Origin of the sequence: Chryseobacterium sp. MYb264, from assembly GCF_035974275.1 — a bacterium.
Taxonomy (GTDB): domain Bacteria; phylum Bacteroidota; class Bacteroidia; order Flavobacteriales; family Weeksellaceae; genus Chryseobacterium.
The window spans coordinates 3,096,601-3,115,932 of record NZ_CP142422.1 but is presented as its reverse complement, the minus strand read 5'-3'; the positions used below and the strand labels follow the sequence as shown (position 1 = coordinate 3,115,932).

The 19,332-nt window shown below is 36.3% G+C and carries 14 protein-coding genes; 3 read left to right on the top strand and 11 right to left on the bottom strand.

Going from position 1 to position 19,332, the window contains the following annotated elements; translation table 11 throughout:
• Positions 1-6: 6 nt before the first annotated feature.
• The 11 genes from VUJ46_RS13340 to VUJ46_RS13290 form a co-directional block, all read right to left on the bottom strand.
• The gene (locus VUJ46_RS13340; RefSeq protein WP_326981242.1) at positions 7-1,155 is read right to left on the bottom strand and encodes a beta-ketoacyl synthase N-terminal-like domain-containing protein; all 1,149 of its coding nucleotides are present in this window, start codon (positions 1,153-1,155) and stop codon (positions 7-9) included.
• Positions 1,152-1,574 carry an acyl-CoA thioesterase gene (locus VUJ46_RS13335; protein ID WP_326981241.1) on the bottom strand — a complete coding sequence of 141 codons (423 nt, stop codon included), beginning with the start codon at positions 1,572-1,574 and terminating at the stop codon, positions 1,152-1,154. Before VUJ46_RS13335 ends, VUJ46_RS13340 begins: the two co-directional genes overlap by 4 nt.
• Positions 1,564-2,832, bottom strand: a complete 1,269-nt coding sequence (locus VUJ46_RS13330) for an ABC transporter permease (RefSeq protein WP_326981240.1) — start codon at positions 2,830-2,832, stop codon at positions 1,564-1,566. Before VUJ46_RS13330 ends, VUJ46_RS13335 begins: the two co-directional genes overlap by 11 nt.
• Positions 2,819-3,574, bottom strand: coding sequence for an ABC transporter ATP-binding protein (locus tag VUJ46_RS13325; RefSeq protein WP_326981239.1), 756 nt, complete (start codon positions 3,572-3,574; stop codon positions 2,819-2,821). The genes VUJ46_RS13330 and VUJ46_RS13325 overlap by 14 nt, the downstream gene beginning before the upstream one ends.
• On the bottom strand, positions 3,575-4,570 hold the full coding sequence (locus VUJ46_RS13320) for a BtrH N-terminal domain-containing protein (protein ID WP_326981238.1): 996 nt from the start codon (positions 4,568-4,570) through the stop codon (positions 3,575-3,577).
• A 53-nt stretch (positions 4,571-4,623) separates the two neighbouring features.
• On the bottom strand, positions 4,624-5,028 hold the full coding sequence (locus VUJ46_RS13315) for a hypothetical protein (RefSeq protein ID WP_326981237.1): 405 nt from the start codon (positions 5,026-5,028) through the stop codon (positions 4,624-4,626).
• Between the two features lie 3 nt (positions 5,029-5,031).
• Entirely contained in the window at positions 5,032-5,475 is a 444-nt protein-coding gene (locus tag VUJ46_RS13310) for an ABC transporter permease (protein ID WP_326981236.1), read from the bottom strand.
• An 84-nt stretch (positions 5,476-5,559) separates the two neighbouring features.
• Positions 5,560-5,991 carry a hypothetical protein gene (locus VUJ46_RS13305; protein WP_326981235.1) on the bottom strand — a complete coding sequence of 144 codons (432 nt, stop codon included), beginning with the start codon at positions 5,989-5,991 and terminating at the stop codon, positions 5,560-5,562.
• The gene (locus tag VUJ46_RS13300) at positions 5,991-7,130 is read right to left on the bottom strand and encodes a beta-ketoacyl-ACP synthase III (RefSeq protein WP_326981234.1); all 1,140 of its coding nucleotides are present in this window, start codon (positions 7,128-7,130) and stop codon (positions 5,991-5,993) included. Before VUJ46_RS13300 ends, VUJ46_RS13305 begins: the two co-directional genes overlap by 1 nt.
• Position 7,131: 1 nt before the next feature.
• Entirely contained in the window at positions 7,132-8,046 is a 915-nt protein-coding gene (locus tag VUJ46_RS13295) for a dialkylrecorsinol condensing enzyme DarA (RefSeq protein ID WP_326981233.1), read from the bottom strand.
• Between the two features lie 43 nt (positions 8,047-8,089).
• Positions 8,090-11,743: an MMPL family transporter gene (locus VUJ46_RS13290; protein ID WP_326981232.1), complete on the bottom strand. Its 3,654-nt coding sequence runs from the start codon at positions 11,741-11,743 to the stop codon at positions 8,090-8,092.
• A 176-nt stretch (positions 11,744-11,919) separates the two neighbouring features.
• Here VUJ46_RS13290 and VUJ46_RS13285 point away from each other — a divergent pair, with 176 nt between their 5' ends.
• The 3 genes from VUJ46_RS13285 to VUJ46_RS13275 all read left to right on the top strand — a co-directional run bounded on the left by VUJ46_RS13285 (position 11,920) and on the right by VUJ46_RS13275 (position 19,044).
• The gene (locus tag VUJ46_RS13285; protein WP_326981231.1) at positions 11,920-13,059 is read left to right on the top strand and encodes an EpsG family protein; all 1,140 of its coding nucleotides are present in this window, start codon (positions 11,920-11,922) and stop codon (positions 13,057-13,059) included.
• A 259-nt stretch (positions 13,060-13,318) separates the two neighbouring features.
• On the top strand, positions 13,319-14,986 hold the full coding sequence (locus tag VUJ46_RS13280; RefSeq protein ID WP_326981230.1) for a hypothetical protein: 1,668 nt from the start codon (positions 13,319-13,321) through the stop codon (positions 14,984-14,986).
• A gap of 572 nt (positions 14,987-15,558) precedes the next feature.
• Positions 15,559-19,044, top strand: a complete 3,486-nt coding sequence (locus VUJ46_RS13275; RefSeq protein WP_326981229.1) for a T9SS type A sorting domain-containing protein — start codon at positions 15,559-15,561, stop codon at positions 19,042-19,044.
• Positions 19,045-19,332: the final 288 nt, after the last annotated feature.

Genomic DNA, 19,332 nt, shown 5'->3' with positions numbered 1-19,332 from the left:
TTATTTTCAGCATTTTTCCAAAACAATTGCTGCATTACACCCTCCAAAACCTGATGCTGTTTTCAAAATATATTTTATTTCTGCAGGTTGATTTTCTTTAATGATATTCAAAGATTGCGAAGTTCCCGTTTCTTCGAAATTTTTTGATGGAATTAATATATTATTTAGAGCAGATTCCATTGAAATAATACTTTCCAACAATCCCGAAGCTCCCAAGCAGTGACCATAATAGCCCTTCATACTGTTCAGAGGAACATTTTGCAATTCCATTCTGTTGAAAGCGATGGCTTCCATTTCGTCATTATATATCGTAGCTGTTCCGTGTGCAGAAATAAAATCTATTTTTTCTACAGGAACTTTGGCTTCTATCATTGCATTTTTGATGCTGGCAAATAATCCGTCACCTGTTCTTGATGGACCGGAAATATGATTAGCATCGTTGATGGCTGAGTCTCCTAAAATTTTAAAACTAAATTTTTCGTTTTTATTTGATTCAGAGGTTATATAAACCGCTGCAGTTGCTTCACCAATATTGATTCCGTCACGGTTTTTGTCATAAGGTTTGCAAATTTCTGTTCCAATCGCTTGAAAAGAATTGAAACCTGAAATCACAAACTCGGAAATTTCGTCTCCGGCAATGACAAATGCGTCTTTATATTTTCCAGCCTGAATTATATTTTTCGCCACAGCAATTGCCATAACTCCCGAAACGCAGGCATTGGAAACAACAATCGGTTTTGTTTTAAATCCGAAAAAATCAGCTATTTTCTGGGCTAAATTGGAAAGAAAAACACCTTCCGGTAAAGCATTTTGATTTTTTAATAAGCTGATATTTCCTTTTGTTGTCGATAAAATAAAGGCTGTTTCATCTGAAATGGGATGTTTTTCAATTAAAGGTTTTAAGCTTAATAAAAACATTTTTTCAAGCCTTGTGAAATCCTGATTGTCTTTCTGAACGGAGTTGAAGAATTTATTAAATTCTTCATTCAGTTTTTCAGAATCAATCCTCGAAGCATAAAAAGGCTCCTGATTTTCGATGATTTTATGTAAAGCGACGCCGGATTTTCCTTCCAAAAGAGCCTTCCAGTTTGAAGAAACATCAAAACCTAAAGGCGTGACGCAGTTGTAATCAGTGATATAAATTTCCTTCCTCATGATAATCCCATTTTATCTTTCCATGCCTGAAAAAACTCAGGATTATACAAACATAAATTATTGTCGGAATCCAAGAAAACCTGAATGGTTTCTCCTGAACAGACTAATTTATTTTCTTCGTTAAAAAGCTCGTATTTGTAAATTAATTTCGCTGAAGTGGAATTCACAAAAGTCGTTACAATTTTGAAGGTTTCACCATATTTTAAGGGAAGAAAATGTTCGCAAGTGCTTTTTACAATTGGCGTAACATAACCCGCTTTTTGAATGTCAAGATAGGTCAAACCGTGCTGTCTGCCGAAAGCTTCTCTGCCGTCCTCAAAATACACGATGTAATGTCCATGCCAAACAATTCCCAAGGGATCTGTTTCGTTGAATCTTACGCGGACTTCTTCTGTACAAGTTAAATCTTTAGACTGCATGCTGTTTTTTTTCGTAAATCAATGAGATGCCGACCATGGCAAGATAAAATAAAAATAAGAAAGTCAATTCTTTAGCAATTCCGCCGATTCCGCTGTTTCTTAAAATAATGTCGTAATAAGCGTTTAATCCCCAATTCATTGGAGAGAATTTTGCAATATTCTGCATAAATTCAGGCATTAAAAATACCGGAACCCAGATTCCGCCAATGGCGGCCAAAACCACGACGGAAGTTGCTCCAAAAGGTGCAGACTGTTCCTGAGTATCGGCAATGGTTCCCAATAAAACACCGAATCCAATCGCGGCTAATCCTGAAAATAGGGTCACCACAATAAGCGGAAACATCTTTCCTGTAACATCAAACTGCGGTAAATCCATATAAGGGAAAAGGTAGATGCCCACTGCAACCATTAGCAAAAACTGAATGATACAGATGATTAAATACGTAAATGTTTTTCCTAAAATATGGATAAAATACGGTGTCGGACTGATTCTTGCCCTCACGCTGGTTCCCTGGCTTTTTTCTTTGACTAAATTGATGGACAAAGGCACCACAATAAAGAAAATGGCAAACAATGCCCAGGCAGGAACGTTGTGCTGAACGGAATTCGGAATGGCTTCAATCTTCCCTTTTTTAGGGGTAATTTCTTTAAAACTGATTAAATTTTTACTTTCCTCAAGATTTTCCGTGGTTCCCAATTGATCCTGAAAAGCTTTATAAATCTTTTTATTTTCGATCTCAAAAACCATTTTGTTCACGGAATTCATCACATTGTTTTTGAAGCCTATATTTGTTGCAGGGTCAAAATATAAATGAATATCCTTAGCTTTTACAGGCGGAATCTGAACTTTTCCTGAATTTTCTTCCAAGCCAAACGAGCTTACGATGGTCTGAACCTTGGATTCTATATTTGAGTTTAAATCTTTAGTTAAATTTTCAGGGATGACAATGGCCATCTGATAATCTCCTCCGAAAACAGCTTCCTGGGCTGATTTTTCATTATAATTGGTCAACAGCTCGAACGTTTTGCTGTTTTCAAGCTCCTGTTTTATATTCTTTGAAATTTCAGATTGATCTTTATCGATGAAGATAATCGGAATTTTTGAGCCTTCAAGGTTTCTGAAAGTGGAGTCCTGAATCAACGTTATCGTGACAATTAACAATAAAGGCATCACGAAAATAATCACAATTCCTCCGATATCTCTTTTAAGCAATAGGACTTCCTTAACGAAACTTCTCCACAATTTATACCACAACATCTCTTAATTCTTTTCCGGTTAATGAAATGAAAACATCTTCTAAGTTTTCGGCACTTGCCACTCTGTTCACCAATTCTTCAGGGGTTCCGACTGCATGGATTTTCCCGTGATCGATGATGGCAATTTTGGTGCAAAATTCTTCCGCTTCCGAAAGATGGTGAGAAGTATAAATAATGCAGGTTCCCTGTTTGTTTAGATCGAAAAGATAATCAATAATAGCTTTTTTAGACTGAACATCAACGCCGACCGTGGGTTCATCCAAAAATAAAACTTTCGGATTGTGCAGCGTTCCGGCAATCAGATTGCAACGGCGCTTCATTCCTCCTGAGAACTGTTCTACTTTTTTGTCAGCGAATTTTGATAAACCCATGATCTCCAAAGATTCGTCAATGGCTTTCTTTAAATTTTTATGACTTAAACCATAAAGACTGCCGAAATACATTAAATTTTCTTTAGCTGTTAAAGTTGGATATAAAGCGTATTCCTGAGGAACAATTCCAATGATCTGTCTTAGTTTAAAACCATCTTTCTGAGGAGATAATCCGTTGATTTTAAAGCTTCCGGAAGTCGGTTTTACCAATCCTGAAAGCATGGAAATCAATGTTGTTTTTCCTGCTCCGTTGGGACCAAGAATTCCGTAGATTTCGTCTTTTTCAATAGTCAGCGAGATGTCATTTACAGAAAATTCTTCTGCACTTTTATATTTTTTATATAAATTTTTAATCTCAATTAAGTTTTCCATTTAGATCGCTTTTCTCAGTTTTTTATAGAAAGCTTCTTCCAGATCTGCAATATGAAGCATCGTTTTTGACAGTTGATTATAAATGTCACTTTTCGAGTTTCTGTTTTTATACACCCTTGCGATATCCACCGCAAAATCTCTCCAAAGATCTCCAATTGTTGTAATTTCTTTGGATAATTCTTTCAATTGATCATTTTTAAGAATCACAGCGGCTTCCTGTAAAAATGCACCATAAATAAACCTGAAACCGCCACCGCCGGTTCCTATTTCTTCCTGCATTCTGATCAGCTGCCCCAAATAATGATTGGTAACTTTCGTTCCTTTTTTATCGGCCCATTTCGGGATGTTTTTAGCGACCCAACGCATGGCTTTTACCCCAATGATCGGAACGGGAGCCAACATATTTTTACAGGTATCCTTAATTCCTTTTTTTATTGCTTCTTCCAAATTTACATGCTCAGGAATGTAAGTAGGGTAGTACATATGACCTTTGGGAGGCAGTGCGCCTTTGGCATATCTTACTTTTTCCAGTTCAGCCTCGGAAAGAGTCGTCACATAATCCATCACAGGATCGCTGATCAGGAATTTACCGTCTTCTTTTCCGTAAACCACCAAATTGTGGGCATTGAAATGGAATTTATATTCTTCAGGAAAATAGGTTAGGTTGAAAACACCAACCTGTAAACCTGTAGGGATATTTTGATCTAAATTTCTCTCCAAAGCCTTTTGAGCCTCAGCGGGATTTGAAAATTTTTCTCTTTTAATTTTAATTCCCAGTCTTTTTGCTGCCTTGCTGAAAATAGCACCCGGCATCGGACGATAGCTGAAACCCGGAGCAAAGTTTACTTTTAAAAAAGGGAGATATACAAAGAACAGCCCGGAACCAATTCCGAAGATCATTGGTTCGCTGAGTTTTAACCCTTTGTTTAATAATAGATTGGAGGCAACACCGTTTTCGCAATGCGCGGTTTGATGGTGTTCAAAATTAAGTTTCATTCCTAGCTTTCTCTTTTTATCCCGGATAAATTTGCTAAACCTATGAGGTTTAATTATTTTCCGGTGAAGTTTTTTAGTTCATCCACTGAAATACCGAAAGCCTCGGCATATTTTTTCAGTACAGAATCGCTTAATGTTTTAAATATTTTTGGTTTTGCGTGTCTTTTAACGCGCCATTGCCACATTCCGACATAGGCTGCAAGAACCTGTAGATCCATTTTATTCAGTTCCATGAAATAAATAATCGGGCTTACGATGTGATGGGCAACATTTTGCCTGGCTTCTTCAATTCTTTCGTTAATCAGCGCTAAAGATTCATCTAAAGCCGCTTTTTTAATATCCCAACCAATACTGTTTGCCGTTGTATAGTTGTTGTTTTCATCAGTCACATACAAAACTTCCGTCATATTGGCAGACTTCAGATTGCTTTCGTCCTGAGGTAGGTCCTGTTTTTTCATCGGTTAAGGTTTTACTTCCTGGATAAACAAATTAATTTCAGCTCTTATCAATAACTCGTCATTAATAAAGGTCTCACAGAAGATATTACAGATGTTTTCAAACTGAGAAATCAAAGATGCTTTTGAAATAATTTTATTGCCCACTTCCGGTAATGCAAAAATTTCGATTTTTTTAATGTTGGTGATAAAACCAATCACTTTGGTATCTGCATCAGGATTTTCGAAAAAACTTTGTCCGAGAATGGATGAGCAGGTTTGAGCTAAATTTTCAACCAAGCCCGCTTCAACAAACTTATGATCATGAACAAAAACATTATCTTCTTTTATTTCGAAGGAAGTAATCACTTTTTCCGGAGTAAGCTCCAGAATATAATCTGCCATGAGCATCGGTTCGCGATGCGGCAAAAAGTTGTGAATATTGATGATATTTTCTTCCTTGATTTCCATTAAAATTTCAATTTTATCTTAACAAACCTCATAGGTTTCGAAAACCTATGAGGTTTAACTTGGATATTAATTTCAGTTTTATAATTACATTACAACTGTTTTCATTTGAGATTTTGCAATAATCTCATCATTCAGCTTCGTTACAATATCAACCAAAGTTACTCCCATCATTTCATTAATAATAGAAACTTCAGAAGTTAGTTTATCTCCCAACTTCGGTAATTGTATTGCTTCAAAAGTTTTGATAGCACCAATATAACCTGTGGGAGCTTCTTTTCCTAATAAATAATATTTGTAACCGGTGTGCAAAGCAACGCTCTGTGCCTGATGCTCTACCAAGCCTGAAGCCTGAAAAATTCCGTCCTGAACAAAAATATTTTCCTCTTTTACTTCAAATCCTGAAACTAATTGCGTTTCAGAATATGATGCAATACTGTTTACCATGACAAAAGGAAATCTTTGCGGAATTAAGCTTTCCACAAAATTCTGGTCAGATGTTGGTAACTTATTTTCCATTAGCAAACCGTTAATAAAGCACATGAATAAGCAAATCTTCCGCTTTCCGGCACACAAAGAAGTACTTTTTCTCCTTTTTTCAGCTTTCCGGAATTTATTAATTCTTCTAAAGCCACAAAAATAGAACCTGCTCCAATATTTCCAACCTCAGAAAGGTTGTAATACCACTTTTCCCAAGGGAAATCTAATCCTACGTTGGCAAATTCTTCTTTTAGACCTTCTTTAAAATAGCCAGAAGAAATGTGAGCCAAAACGTGATCAACAGATTCAGGATCAAGATTATGTTTGTCAAAAGATGATCTTAAACTTTCAGCACCTTTTACTAAAATATATTTATCTAAAATTTTTGTATCCTGCTTTAAGGCAAAAATAGACTGCTTCAGCCATTCGTCTGATGGGTAATCTGCCCAAGATTTCAGGCTTCCGTCTTCCTGCTTTTCGCAACCTGCATACATACAGGCTTCGATTTCGTGAGCATAAGAATAAAAATCAATCCATTCTATTTTTAAATTGGTTTCATTTTCTCTTGGCTTATTTTCCAATAAAAAAGCACCGGCTCCGTCAGAAAGCATCCATCTCAGGAATTCTCTTTTGAAAGCGATGATTGGTCTTTCTTCAAGCAACACTAAATTTTCTGCCTCGTGGTTGAATTTATCTGCGGTCATCCATGCGGACATTCTTTCAGATCCTGCACAAACGGCAGCATCCTGAACCCCTGCTTTGATGGAAAGGAATCCGTAGTTCAGGGCATTCATCCCTGAGTTGCAAAGTCCTGTTGCGGTATTAATTTCAATAGATTTTCCGATATTTAATTCACCGTGAACCATGGAAGCATGTGAAGGCTGAATCTGATCCGGAGAAGTGGTTCCCACAGACAGTAATTTCATATCTTCCTTTTTGAAATTTTCATCAAAAAGTCCCTCGATCGCTCTTGCCGTTATCTGGGCATTGGTATGCGTTGGGTTTCCTTCTTTGTCTAAAGCGTAATATCTTGTAGTGATTTTATTATTTCTTAAAATAAGTGCTTTTGCTTTAGATTTTGCGTCATTTATATAACCAAGATACGTTTCCATTTCATCATTTGAAACCGGCTCATTGGGTAGGTATTTTGATGCTTTTGTTATAAATACGTCGTACATTCTATTTTATATTAATTCCTTGTAAATATTCTCTTTGTTTCTTTCTTTTAAACCAAAAGATAGGTGTTGTCAATAAGTGTAAAACCAATACGATAGGTGAAATAATCCATATCGCGGCCATCAAATATACCTTAAAGAATTTGATAAGCAATGGTCGTTTTTCTTTTTTCTTCATGATAAGACCGGACCAGATGGTGAAAATTTTGTTTCCCACTTTTTCCACTCTTACCAAGAAGGCACGGATTTCCACGGCTCCGTTTTTTACCAGCTCGGGTTGCAAAGTCCCCAACTTATTATTGCGGAAATGTCTTTCAATAATTTCGCCAAACTTTCCGGATTCATTAATTTCTTTATCCGAAACGCCCGCTGCGGGTAAAATTCCGGATTTTTCCTTTTGTCCGCCAATCATCCATCGGATTACCGTCAGCACACTGGTGTAATTGTCATGTCGGTCTACCAAAGCGATGTTTCCAACCAATTTGGCATTAAAATCTTTCAAATATACTTTCAGTTTTTCCTGAGAGAGCATCCACATATTTCTAGTCCCGGAAATGGTCACCACAGGGGTGTCTTTGAATATCTTCGCGGCGTAACTACTCTTCAAAAATGAAATAATCGGGATAGAAGGCGTTAAATACCAAACCTGATATCCGAAGAGAATTAAATCATACTTTTTATTCAGTAGGTCTTCCGATGGCGGAACGATTTCACTGGGGATCTGCAAATAAGACTCCGGAAATGTATTGAAAAACACATCATTCGGCCAGGGGAAAGGAAAATCTTCCTTCATCCTGATGTTGTAATAAGTTACGTTATATTCATCCTTTTTTGCTTCAAAAGGTTTCGCCACATTCCTTACAATGTCTTCCAGCTGTCCGGTCTGTGTGTAGTATATAACGAGTATATTTTTTTGCATTAGTTTTTATTAAGGGTTTACAAAAATATGCTTTTCATATTTATTATTTAAGACTAAATACTTTTAATGATTCGGAGCTGAATTTTAAAGAAAAATTTGTATGATTTAACGAATTTTCTTTAACATTTACAAAAATGATCATCTCAGGCAGCTGAGCAACAGTGTTGATGTCAAAATTCTCATCCGAAACCAAAAGGACATCAATTTTTTTGGTGATTTCTGTGGTATCTTTTATATAATTAATTTTTCTTCTCTTTACTAAATAGGTCTGTTCGGCAGTTGCTCTTCTATCATCATCTTTAATAATGGTGAACATTTTCCGGCTTGGCTGCTGAAGGGTTAATAAAACATCTTTCTGGCCGTAATCATTCGCATAATGTAGAATATTCGCTTCTTTCGGAAGATGCTTATTCAGTTCAAAGTAAACGGATTTGTTCTGATTAAAATCCTCTTGTACTTCCTGTACAACTTCATTATCTTTATATAGATAGCTTAAAAACAATTTTTTCTTAAAATAATTTTCATCTTCAAGCTCATTTCTCAGCTTGGTAAACTCTTCTCTGAAGTAGGCATTTATTTTTTTCGTTCTTTCAGAATAATTTTTTCCGAAGCTTATATCATCTTTATGAATTCTGTTCCCGATTTTTACGGTGATGCTTCCGTCAAAAATGATAAAATCGCCTTTAGGCTGTACTTCAGAATTCCCGTGGATATAAACCGGAACCACATCCAGTCCGAATTCTTCAGCAATATAAAATGCTCCTTTATGGAATCGTTTGATATCGTTTGTATAAGAGCGCTCCGCTTCAGGGAATACCACCAAAGAGTATCCCTGTTTTATTTTTTCCTTCAGCTGATGCATCCCGTTTTCTATTCCCTGCGAAACCGGATAAAAACCTAATGCCCTCACCAGTTTTCCGAAGATAGGAGAGTTGTAGACCCAGTCATTCACCAGATAAATAATCTTGTGCGTTGTCATCGCCAAAGCCAGTGTATCCAGGAATGAAGTATGATTGGCAATAATAACGGCCGGTTTGCTCAAATCCTCATTTGGGTTTTTAATGACTCTTTTCTTTACAAATGGATTGGAATATAATACAGAAGTTAAAAACTTCGCTAGAATTAATTTAATAATATTTAATGTTTTACCCTTGGAATTTTTCACAAAGATGCTTCCAATCGCGGAAAATAGTAAGCCTCCTAATCCGTAATATAAAAATGAAATCACAGAATTTAAAAACAAGCGAAATGTAATCGGAGAAAGTCCTTTTTTTGCTCTATTGGTAATTAATAATCTGAACCAAAACGGATATAATGTAGAGGTAATGATGATGACCGAGAACATTCCGATCAATGCAACCAAAGCTAATGAATGCAAAGCCGGATGTTTTGCAAAAATTAGAGAACCGATAGATAAAATCGTTGTAAAAACTGCCAAAATAATGGAAGTCCTGTACGTCGGAAGTTCATTTTTACCATTCGTATGCTCTTTCTGCATGGCCTGTGTCAGGAAAATACTGAAATCGTCGCCCACTCCAAACACCAAGGTGCAGACAACGGTGCTGAAAATATTTAATTCTAACCCTAAGAAATACAAAATTCCTGCTGTCACAACGCCTGTTAATACAATTGGGAACATGGTTAAGACCGTCAGTTCAAAATTTCTGAAAAAGACGATAATGGTTAAAATAATCGCCAGAAGAGAATAATTGATTAATGTATTGAAGTCGTTTTTCAATAAACCTAAAAAGTTTTCATTCATCTGTTGGCGATCAATCGCTAAAGCGTCGTGCTTTTTTTCAACATCTGTAATGAAGATGTCTCTTTTCTTTTCATCAACTTTTACCACATTAGAAACGGTGTAAAACCCATTTTCATTGCTTAAGAACTCCGAAATCTGTAGGGCTTTCACCTTTTCATAGTCCTTTAAAGTTAGTGTAGAATAGTTTTTATTTAAATTTTCATTAAACTGATCAAAGGCTGAGCTGTTGAATCCAAATTGGTTTCCGTTTTTAATTAACTCAGCAACCGTTTGGAGCTTCTTATTTTCGTCCCAGAATTTTTTCCACTCTTCGATCTTCTTTTGTTGATCTTTTTCAGATAAGACAATATTTCCGAGAGAGTTATAACTCAGGATTTTTCCTTCCTGTTTTTCTTTTTCCAAAAACTGACTCAATTGAGAGTTTCTTGCCAGTGCTTCCCCTTCTGAATTCCCGTAAGAAATCGTATAAATAGATTTTGAAGTGATGTCAGAAAGTTTTTCAAGCTTTGCCTCGCTGATCTTCAGGTCTTTCGGGATATAATTGAGATCACCAATATCTTCATTAAAACCAACATGCCTGAAGCCAAAAAGACAAGCCAAAATAATCACCGAACATCCGATAATCAGAGGTCTGTTTTTTTCATAAGGATAAGACCCGATTTTATCAATAAAATTGGTGTTTAAGTTGTGTTCTTTTTTCTTTGGTTTATATAATTGCGGAACGATAATCAAAGCTGTGACCGAAGAGAGAATAACTGTTATCGCGGCAAAAAGTCCCAAATCTTTCAGGGCTTCCGAACGGACAAAAACCAGACACAAAAATGAGACGGCTGTAGTGGCACTACTTAAAACAATCGGCTTCGTGATTTCTTTGTAAAGCTCTTCAATATTGTTGTTATGCTTGTAATGAGTTAAAATATGAAGCGCATAATCGATCGTGATTCCAATTAGAATGGCTCCGACACTTAATGAAATGGCTGAAATTTTATCTTTAATAAAATATAAAATCAACAACGCTAGTAAAACTGAGAAAACGGTGGGAAGAAAAACAATGAGTGGCGTAAAAATATTCCTGAAATAGTAAATAAGCAGGATCAAAAGCACCGTCATGGAAATAATGACTGTATTCTGAATATCTTTTTTGATCTGTTGGGCATTTGCAACGGCAATTACCGGAGAGCCAAAATAACTGATCTCGGTTTTTCCTTTGAATTGTATATTGATTCCGTCTTTGATCTCATTTAGCTGATTAACAAATGTTTCATTGTTTTTGGTGTCGTTGCTTTTGTTTTTCGGGTCAATGAAAAGAAGAAGGTTTTTTCCGTCTTTGGTAACGATGTAATTGTCTTCAAGTTTAAAATCTTTGCTGATATTTAAGGCACTCAGTTTTTTGATCCCTAAAAAAGTAATTCCCAGCGGATCTTTTTTAATAAATTCCTTTGTAACAAGACTTGTAGGGGAAACCAGTGAAACATAATTGCTTTCGACCTGTTTCGCAATGCTGTCCTTTTGTAGCTTTCTTTCAATTTCTTTGTAATCGTTTTCATTCAGAAACAAGGGAAGGTTCTGATTTACAAAATCGAAGGTCTCTGAAATTTCGTTATCGTTTACTTTTCCCTGAACGGAACCAATATATTTCTGTAAAGGTTCAATTTTGGTTAAAAAAGTATCAGCCGTTTCCGAAAGCTGAAAATTTTCTTCTTTGGATTTGTTTTCAATAATAACAATGACCTTATCTGAAAAGTTGAGCTGTTTCAGGACTTTTGCCGTAAGATCCGACTTTTCATTTTTTGGAATAATCTGATTGATATCTTCCTCAAAATTTATTTTTGAAGCAAAAAATACACATAAAAGCAAGGTTCCTACTGCGAAAAATACAGATGAAATCTTGTTTCTGGCGATCAGATAATATAAAAATATAAAAAAACGATGCATTGCATTATGAAAATCAGGTTTGCAAATTTAATTTTTTCGGAAGGAGTTCAAAGGTTTTTAACAATAAGTTTATCTGAAAATCAATAAAATATTTCAGGAGGAATAAAAAATAATCTACTTTTGCAAAGTTCCGATGATGAAAAAAATAATTTATTAGAGATTTACAATAAAAAATAATGAGTTTATTACACCCATATTTTCTGATCATAATCTTTTTCCTATTCATATTTAGTTACCAGGAAGTTTTTAGGGCTAAGGTAGACCGAAAGTATCTGTATATGCTGGGAGGTTTTATGGTTCTCGTAGCAGGCCTTCGAAATGGTGTGGGCCCTGATTACGGAAGTTATAAAGGGATCTATATCTATTCTGATACCGTAGATTATTCCAGTATTATTTTGAAAGGGTTGCACATGGATTCCAAAGAGTCTGTTTCGGTGGAATGGCTGTATGTGCTCATCAATAAAATTCTTCTGAACGTTTTCGATTCACCTTATTATATGCTAACGCTCGTTATTGCGGCGGTGGCGATATTTTTTAAATTACAGTACGTTGAGGATAATACGTTTTATCCCTTTACCTTTATTCTTTTTATGTTTATTCCCGGCTTCTTTATTGGAGAATGTGGGCAGATTCGGCAGAATTTGGGGGTAGCCATCGGCTATTTTGCGGTAAGGTTTATAAAAGACAGGAAGCTCTTTTACTTTTTACTCTGTATTTATCTGGCAGGTGGAATTCATAATATATGTTATGCTTTTATTCCCATGTATTGGATCGCGCGAATTCCGGTGAATAAAACCATAATGCTCGCTGCAATTATCATATCGATTATTCTGTCTCCGTTTGAGGTGTATAGGGTTTTTGGTAGCTTTCTAGACAGTGTGGCTTCAGACAGTACTGTTATTGGTGGTTTTAATGCCTATATGGAAGAGTCTGTTGAGAGGCTGAATGGTGGAGTGGGGATTCCGGAAGCAATGACCGCAATTTTGACATTTTTTCTCTTTTTCTATGATACAAAGCTCAAGGAAAAATATCCTTACTATGAATACCACCGAAATTATGCACTTGTGGGGATCTGTTTTTTCTTTATTTTCAGAAATAATCCGGTTTTCTCATCAAGGTTGGTGGGGGCGTTCACCGGGTTGGGGCTTGTTATTATTCCGAATTCGATGTACGTGATTTCCAAGCAGAGTAAGATCATGGTCTATGTGTTTATTGTTTTTATGGTTGTATTTAACTTCCTTGTGTTTGCGAGTTTCAGAAATATCGTAGCGGGTAGATTTACAATTGATCTTTATAACAATTTCTTACTGCCTTAATCGGGAGCTGTATTTTAAAGGTTTATGGATCTTAAAGGGGCTGGAAATCTATTTTATGTTGTTTTTGGCTATTTTTTCTGATTTATTTTTTACGCTATATTTTAATATCAGATGAAGTAAATTAGCAAAAGATGTCAGAAATTTTGATGATGAGACCCTAAAAGAAATTATGGGTTAAATGGGTGTTTGAAATGCATTTTTCGATGAGATTTTATCAAAGGATCTGGATATATTTTAATATATTTAGAAGAAAACAACGATGAAATTAAAGACTTTTTTATGGATTCTGTTTTATGTTACAGGATGCACGCTGATCTATTTTTGGCTAAATGATTCTTCATGGATCGGAATTGATGATGCAAATATCTATTTTGTTTATATGCGGAATCTGGCAGCTGGCCATGGTTTTGTATTTAATCTTGATGGCGAGAGGGTTGAGGGGGTTACTTCTTTACTCTGGACTTTAATCGGGGGAGTGTTTTTTTATTTTTTTGAATATCCCAATATAGCTCTTTTGTTGTTGAATATCGTTTTGATAACGATCGTTTTCTATAAGATCAATCTTTTTTTTGTACGATTGTCATTGCACGATTGTAAGGCAGATAGCTATCGTTGGATTCTTCTTATCACACTTCTTCCTGTAATCCCCGGTTTTTTTGAATGGACGGTTTTGTCTCTGCTTGAAACGGGATTATGGTGTTTTTTACTGATTATATTCTCTCTGATGATTTTGGAATTAAGTTCTTCCACCCATAGAATCCGATATTACACAATAGCCGGAGTTCTTGTTTTTTTTATGGTGTTGACGAGGCCGGAGTCAATGGTGTGGGTTCCTTTCTTTATTTTTTTTAATGCCAGTAAAGAATATGTTTTGAACAGGAAAACAAAAAGCATATTTTTTTACAATCTCTCCCTGTTAGCGGTATTTGTTACGAGTTTGGTCTTTCTTATTGTCTGGAGGATCAGCTATTTTGGGTATCCTTTTCCTAACACCTATTATGCTAAAGTTTCAACAAGTTTTACACGTAATTTGTTTTTGGGAGGCAAATATATTGTGGGCTTTCTGTTGTATAATCCTTTGTTTTTGATAATTCTGGTGCTGAATATATTATTTTTTATAAGGCTCTTTATGGCAGAAAAACTAAAATTTATTACACAAAAGAAATATTTTAATTTTCTCTTTCTGTTTTCTCTGTTTTTGTTGGCGTTGCTTGTTCCATTGTATACGGGTGGGGACTATTTCGCAAATTACCGCTTCATGCAGCCTGTGATTCCTCTTGTTCTTCTCTCTTTTTTCTTTACTGATTATGCGCAGAGAGTGAAGCTTACGGGTAAGCATATTATTTCTCTTGCTGTGGCTGTATTTTTTTCTTCTTATTACAATTATAATCTCCTTTATAAACGGGAGTCTAAGCTTGCTCACGAGTTTAAAGTTGCCAAGAATGAGCGGTATCATTCGTCAGAGCTTAATAAGCTTTTTTCAGGATGTATGAGGTATCCAACCCAGGGAGTTATGGCGGCGGGAGGCTGTGGTTTTGTATATAAAGGTAAAACGATGGATATGCTCGGGTTGAATTATGTGAAAATGGCGCATGCAGATAAGAGTAATGATGGTATTTTGATGAAAAACCATGCGGGCTTCAGTAAAAGTGTTTTTTTTGAAGAGGAACCGGATTTATTTTGGATTGCAGGAGATTTTTCAGAACCGGGTGATTTGCTGAAAGTTCTGGAGGTGAGTAATTTTAATAAATTGATATTTAAGCAGATACAGGATGATTCTCGTTTTAAAAAGCATTATGTCAATTGTCTGATTAGCAGAATAGGGTATGATAAAATTTTAAGAATTTTTGCAAAAAGGTCTTTTTTAGATCAGTTGGATAAAAATGTTTTTACGGTTCAGGAGGTATTATGTCCGTTTAATAGGTGATGGATTGCGATGTTGTTGTGAAGTTGAGACAGTGCGAATGTGCTGTCTTTTTTTATTAAAAATGAGGGAATATCTGTCGGGTGATGAGGTAGTCCGGAGCTTTCCTTTTCGATGTCCTGGAGATTTCTTATAATGAAGCCGTTTTAATTCTTATTAGTCAAAATATTTTTGATTCTTTTTCATTTTTTTTATTGACCTTTCATGTGGATTGAGGTAGTCTGATTTACATTGAATTTATTCTTGATTTTATCTTCTAAAGATGAAAATTTATAATAAAGGGCGTGGTTATATTGAATAATTTGACGAAGATTGATCTTTAAAATTTAAACCAAAATAAAAGTTTTTAGTTTTAATATTTCTTCATATTGATTTGAATAATAATTTTTTTAATCAATATTCTTGTATTTTTGCAAATCTTAACATATAAAATGTGGTATCTGTATTTATAATGTAAAAAATATATGTTTTTCATTATATAATTTAAATATTGAAAAACGATTTATATAATAAATGATAATTTATTACAGAAGGCTTAAAAATTGTATTGTGACAAAGAGCGCAAAACAAGGAATATGAAAAATTACAAAAAACATTTAGCGGCAATTTGTTGCCTAGCCTCGGTTTTCCTGTATTCTCAAGATCAGGTACATGAAAAAAACCGACTGATGACTCAGTACTCAGGTGATCTTAACCTGAATAATAAAAATTCTACAACTCTACAAGTAAATGTTCAGAATGGCAATGTAAACTCTACTCAATTTAATTCTTATGGATCCGCAAATCGTGAGCCGGCTTTAGATTGGACTAAGGCTCCTAACAGTTATATCTTTGATCCGTCTCTGGCCAGTACGGGTCTTGTTATTCCGGTGAAGAAAGTATATGCGATATGGAAAACGAACAAATGGCTGGGGGCGGAAGTGCCTTCTGGTAAAACAACTGCTGAAGTTCTTTGGGAGGATGTTCATGGATTAATAGATACGGGAGAGGATTATTTGCTGCAAATAACCGGTTCGGGCGAGAATGCAAAAATAAGAGTGGGTGTTAATAAGGCGAAAGAAGGGAATGCGGTAATAGCCCTGCGTATTGATGGTGAAATTTATTGGAGCTGGCATATATGGGTTACCGATGATCCTACCAATGGTTCTACGTATAAAAGTTATCCCGGGGTCACAAGACAAAGAACAAACGGAACCATTGAAGTTATTCCGGATTCGGATTGGCAGTGGATGGATCGTAACTTAGGAGCCATCAGCAGTTCTATGACTTCTTCGGAATGGAACCGAAGCGGTGGGCTGCTTTATCAGTGGGGAAGAAAGGATCCCATACCTGCTCTGGTTACTAAATCGGATGACTTTTACGAGGTTAGCGGAACGATTGGAAGGATTCGGCACAGACAGGCTAAAAACATGACTAATGCCGTCACAATTGATAATCTTACAAAGTATGTTACTTTTTCGAACGCTTTAATTAGCAATAATCTGCAGTTGTCGGTTAAAAATCCGTTGAGTCTGATCTATATTAATAAAGATGATAACTCGGGGCAGGCTTATTATAATAATAACTTGAATTCTCCGGTCAACTGGTTTGGAAGATCCCCTGGTTTTACTGATGCCCAGCTGGGAGAACTTAATTTATGGTCAGACAATTCTCAGGGTAAGATTATCACCACGAATTATAATGCCGATGCAAATGCTAAACCTTATAGGGATAAATCTTCTTTTGATCCTTGTCCGAACGGATGGCGTATTCCTTCTGTATTAGTCGCCAATCAGGGTTCAACTTCTTATATTGATGATATCCGCCTCGACTATTCGCCGTTTGGGGTAAGAACCAATTTGGGGAAGAGTACCTTTGAAAATAATAAATATCATCTTATAAAACCTACGGATAACGGAGTTCCTTCATATATGACGGGGTTTCGCGTCTATGCCAATTTTGGATTTGACATGTCGAATGTAGGAGGTTATAATATGGGGGTTTTTCCAGGATCCGGTCAGCTGATCAGAAATGCTCATGAAGGACAATACAGTGATGAGCATCATACCGCTGTCTGGACAGCGACAATGCCAAGACACTTTGATGCCTCTCCTGCTGTTGGAGCAAGGATGTTGTGGATGATTCCTGATAAAGATCAGCCGGACGTACAGGATCCTAATATTCCGAATGCAAAAGGGCGTTTTTTTTATATGCCCTTAATGACAGCAGGAACCTCTGATGCTAATGCCTGTCGTTGTATTAAGGATCCTTTGTATTTGGTGAACGGATATAATTTTCCAACAGAATATTTTACCGATTCCTTAGAATACAGAGAAGGGATTAATAACCCTAATACCTATCAGATAGTAAAGGGTACAACACCTTCTATAATAGAAATTCCTGTCAGTAAGGCATTTTCTGTACAAAGTGAATTGCTGAACAATAAAGAGATTCTCGATCCTTCGAGTTTCAATGATTTGCGGGTGAATGTTTTGTGGACTACAAATACGGCATTAATCAGTGCTTTAAATATTTCAGATTCTTCTCCCAGCTCCCTCGTGGGTCTTACCAATTCAAAGATCAGGGTAACGGTTAATCCTGGTCAGAGCGGGAATGCTGTAGTTACCCTACATAATGGGAGTATTGTAAACCCTGTGTACTGGTCTTGGCATATCTGGGTGACAGATACTCCTGTTGATTCAAGACCTTATACCACAGAGCTGCCTCTGGATGGGGTTGTAAATTACGTGAATTATATTACGCAGGGATATTCTCCGCTTCAAACAGAATTTATGGACAGGAATCTTGGGGCTGTAAATGTTTTCCCGATGGTGGCAAATCCTTTAACCCCTACCTCGGCTGAGCTGGCTCAAATCCGGGCGTCGGCGGGTATGCATTATCAATGGGGCAGAAAAGACCCTATACCTATTTTTCAAAATACAGACAACCGCAGTTCTAACAGTGTCTTTTTAGGAAGTATGTCTCCAAGTGGTACACTCACCTACACGACATTGTCTTATGCAACGTACAATAATCTGTCCGGAAACTATATCATTCCGTACAGTACCTATGCAAATGCAGCCAATGCTAATGTATTGTCTACTGATAAACCTTCGGAAAAAATAAGTAAAGTTTTATCTTACTCTGTGCAGAAACCTCTTGTGTTTATGGTTCCGAGTACTTTTGCTGCCTACAATTCGTCTCAGCCTCTGTATACCAATGGAACGGACTGGCTGGCGACGGAACCTAATCTGGCCTATGACCGTTGGGGAAGAGGGGGGCCAAAATCTCCTTTCGATCCTTGTCCTGAAGGATGGAGAATACCTGATGTAACCAGTGTTTCTATTGTTTCTGGTATGGATTTTGGATTTTCGCCCTGGTATAAAAAAGGCAAGAATGTTTCCGGGTGGTGGAGCGTGATTAATGACTTTTTAGGAGTAAGAGTGAGGAACAGTACCTCTACTACAATTGGTTATATGTATGATAACTCATCTTATAGCGTGGGGAATTATCCGAATGCCGGTTCAAGAGGGATTAGGAATGTTACCGGAAATCAGACAGCTCAGGGAACCTACAATGTCATCAACTTTCAATATCCGGGAATCTGGACGGACGCTTTAAATTCAAACTATCTGGGAAGGCCTGTCAATATCATGTTTGATGCTGCTTCTTCTGCGAACAGAATGGTGGCCTATTATGATAATAATGATCCGTATTTCGGAATGAACTGCCGTTGTGTAAAAATGAAATTCGAGGCGGACGGTAACGAAAGTGGTCCTATTCCTACACTGCAGATCACTTCACTGCCAGTAACAAAAATGCCCGCAGTTTTAAAGGCTGCTGAGGTGACAGATCGGGTTAAAGATAATAAAATTTCTTTCTTCCCGAACCCGGTGAAGGATATGCTTCACATAAAAGCTTCAGAGAACAAAGGGTATTTTTTTCAAATTTATAATATGTCCGGACAAATGATAAAAGCCGGAGAGTTTGAAAATGGGAAAACCGATCTTTCTGCACTGCCTTCCGGGGTATACCTTTTGAAAGTAAATTCAGAGGTAATGGTGAAGATCATCAAGCAATAACTTTATTAGATGAATGCTATTCGGAGATGAAATGCCCTTGGGTATTTCATCTCTTTTTTAATATCCATGAAATTTATTCATCTATCATCAATGAAGAAAATTTCTATATCGATCTCCTGATTTCAAGTTTCTGTGTTTTATTTTGTAACTCGAATGGTTTTTGTGAAGGGGTTTGTTGTGGTTTTTGTGTTTTTAATTAATCTTAATTAAATGATATTCATTTTCAAATAAAACTCAGATTTCAAAACCTATATAATAAAAAAGCTTTACTTTTGCAAAAATTTTAGA

Coding starts and splice junctions, on each gene's coding strand:
- VUJ46_RS13300 (WP_326981234.1), bottom strand. CDS start 7,130: ATGTACGACGTATTTATAACAAAAGCATCAAAATACCTACCCAATGAG.
- VUJ46_RS13280 (WP_326981230.1), top strand. CDS start 13,319: ATGAAATTAAAGACTTTTTTATGGATTCTGTTTTATGTTACAGGATGC.
- VUJ46_RS13315 (WP_326981237.1), bottom strand. CDS start 5,028: ATGAAAAAACAGGACCTACCTCAGGACGAAAGCAATCTGAAGTCTGCC.
- VUJ46_RS13295 (WP_326981233.1), bottom strand. CDS start 8,046: ATGCAAAAAAATATACTCGTTATATACTACACACAGACCGGACAGCTG.
- VUJ46_RS13310 (WP_326981236.1), bottom strand. CDS start 5,475: ATGGAAATCAAGGAAGAAAATATCATCAATATTCACAACTTTTTGCCG.
- VUJ46_RS13305 (WP_326981235.1), bottom strand. CDS start 5,991: ATGGAAAATAAGTTACCAACATCTGACCAGAATTTTGTGGAAAGCTTA.
- VUJ46_RS13290 (WP_326981232.1), bottom strand. CDS start 11,743: ATGCATCGTTTTTTTATATTTTTATATTATCTGATCGCCAGAAACAAG.
- VUJ46_RS13330 (WP_326981240.1), bottom strand. CDS start 2,832: ATGTTGTGGTATAAATTGTGGAGAAGTTTCGTTAAGGAAGTCCTATTG.
- VUJ46_RS13340 (WP_326981242.1), bottom strand. CDS start 1,155: ATGAGGAAGGAAATTTATATCACTGATTACAACTGCGTCACGCCTTTA.
- VUJ46_RS13335 (WP_326981241.1), bottom strand. CDS start 1,574: ATGCAGTCTAAAGATTTAACTTGTACAGAAGAAGTCCGCGTAAGATTC.
- VUJ46_RS13285 (WP_326981231.1), top strand. CDS start 11,920: ATGAGTTTATTACACCCATATTTTCTGATCATAATCTTTTTCCTATTC.
- VUJ46_RS13275 (WP_326981229.1), top strand. CDS start 15,559: ATGAAAAATTACAAAAAACATTTAGCGGCAATTTGTTGCCTAGCCTCG.
- VUJ46_RS13325 (WP_326981239.1), bottom strand. CDS start 3,574: ATGGAAAACTTAATTGAGATTAAAAATTTATATAAAAAATATAAAAGT.
- VUJ46_RS13320 (WP_326981238.1), bottom strand. CDS start 4,570: ATGAAACTTAATTTTGAACACCATCAAACCGCGCATTGCGAAAACGGT.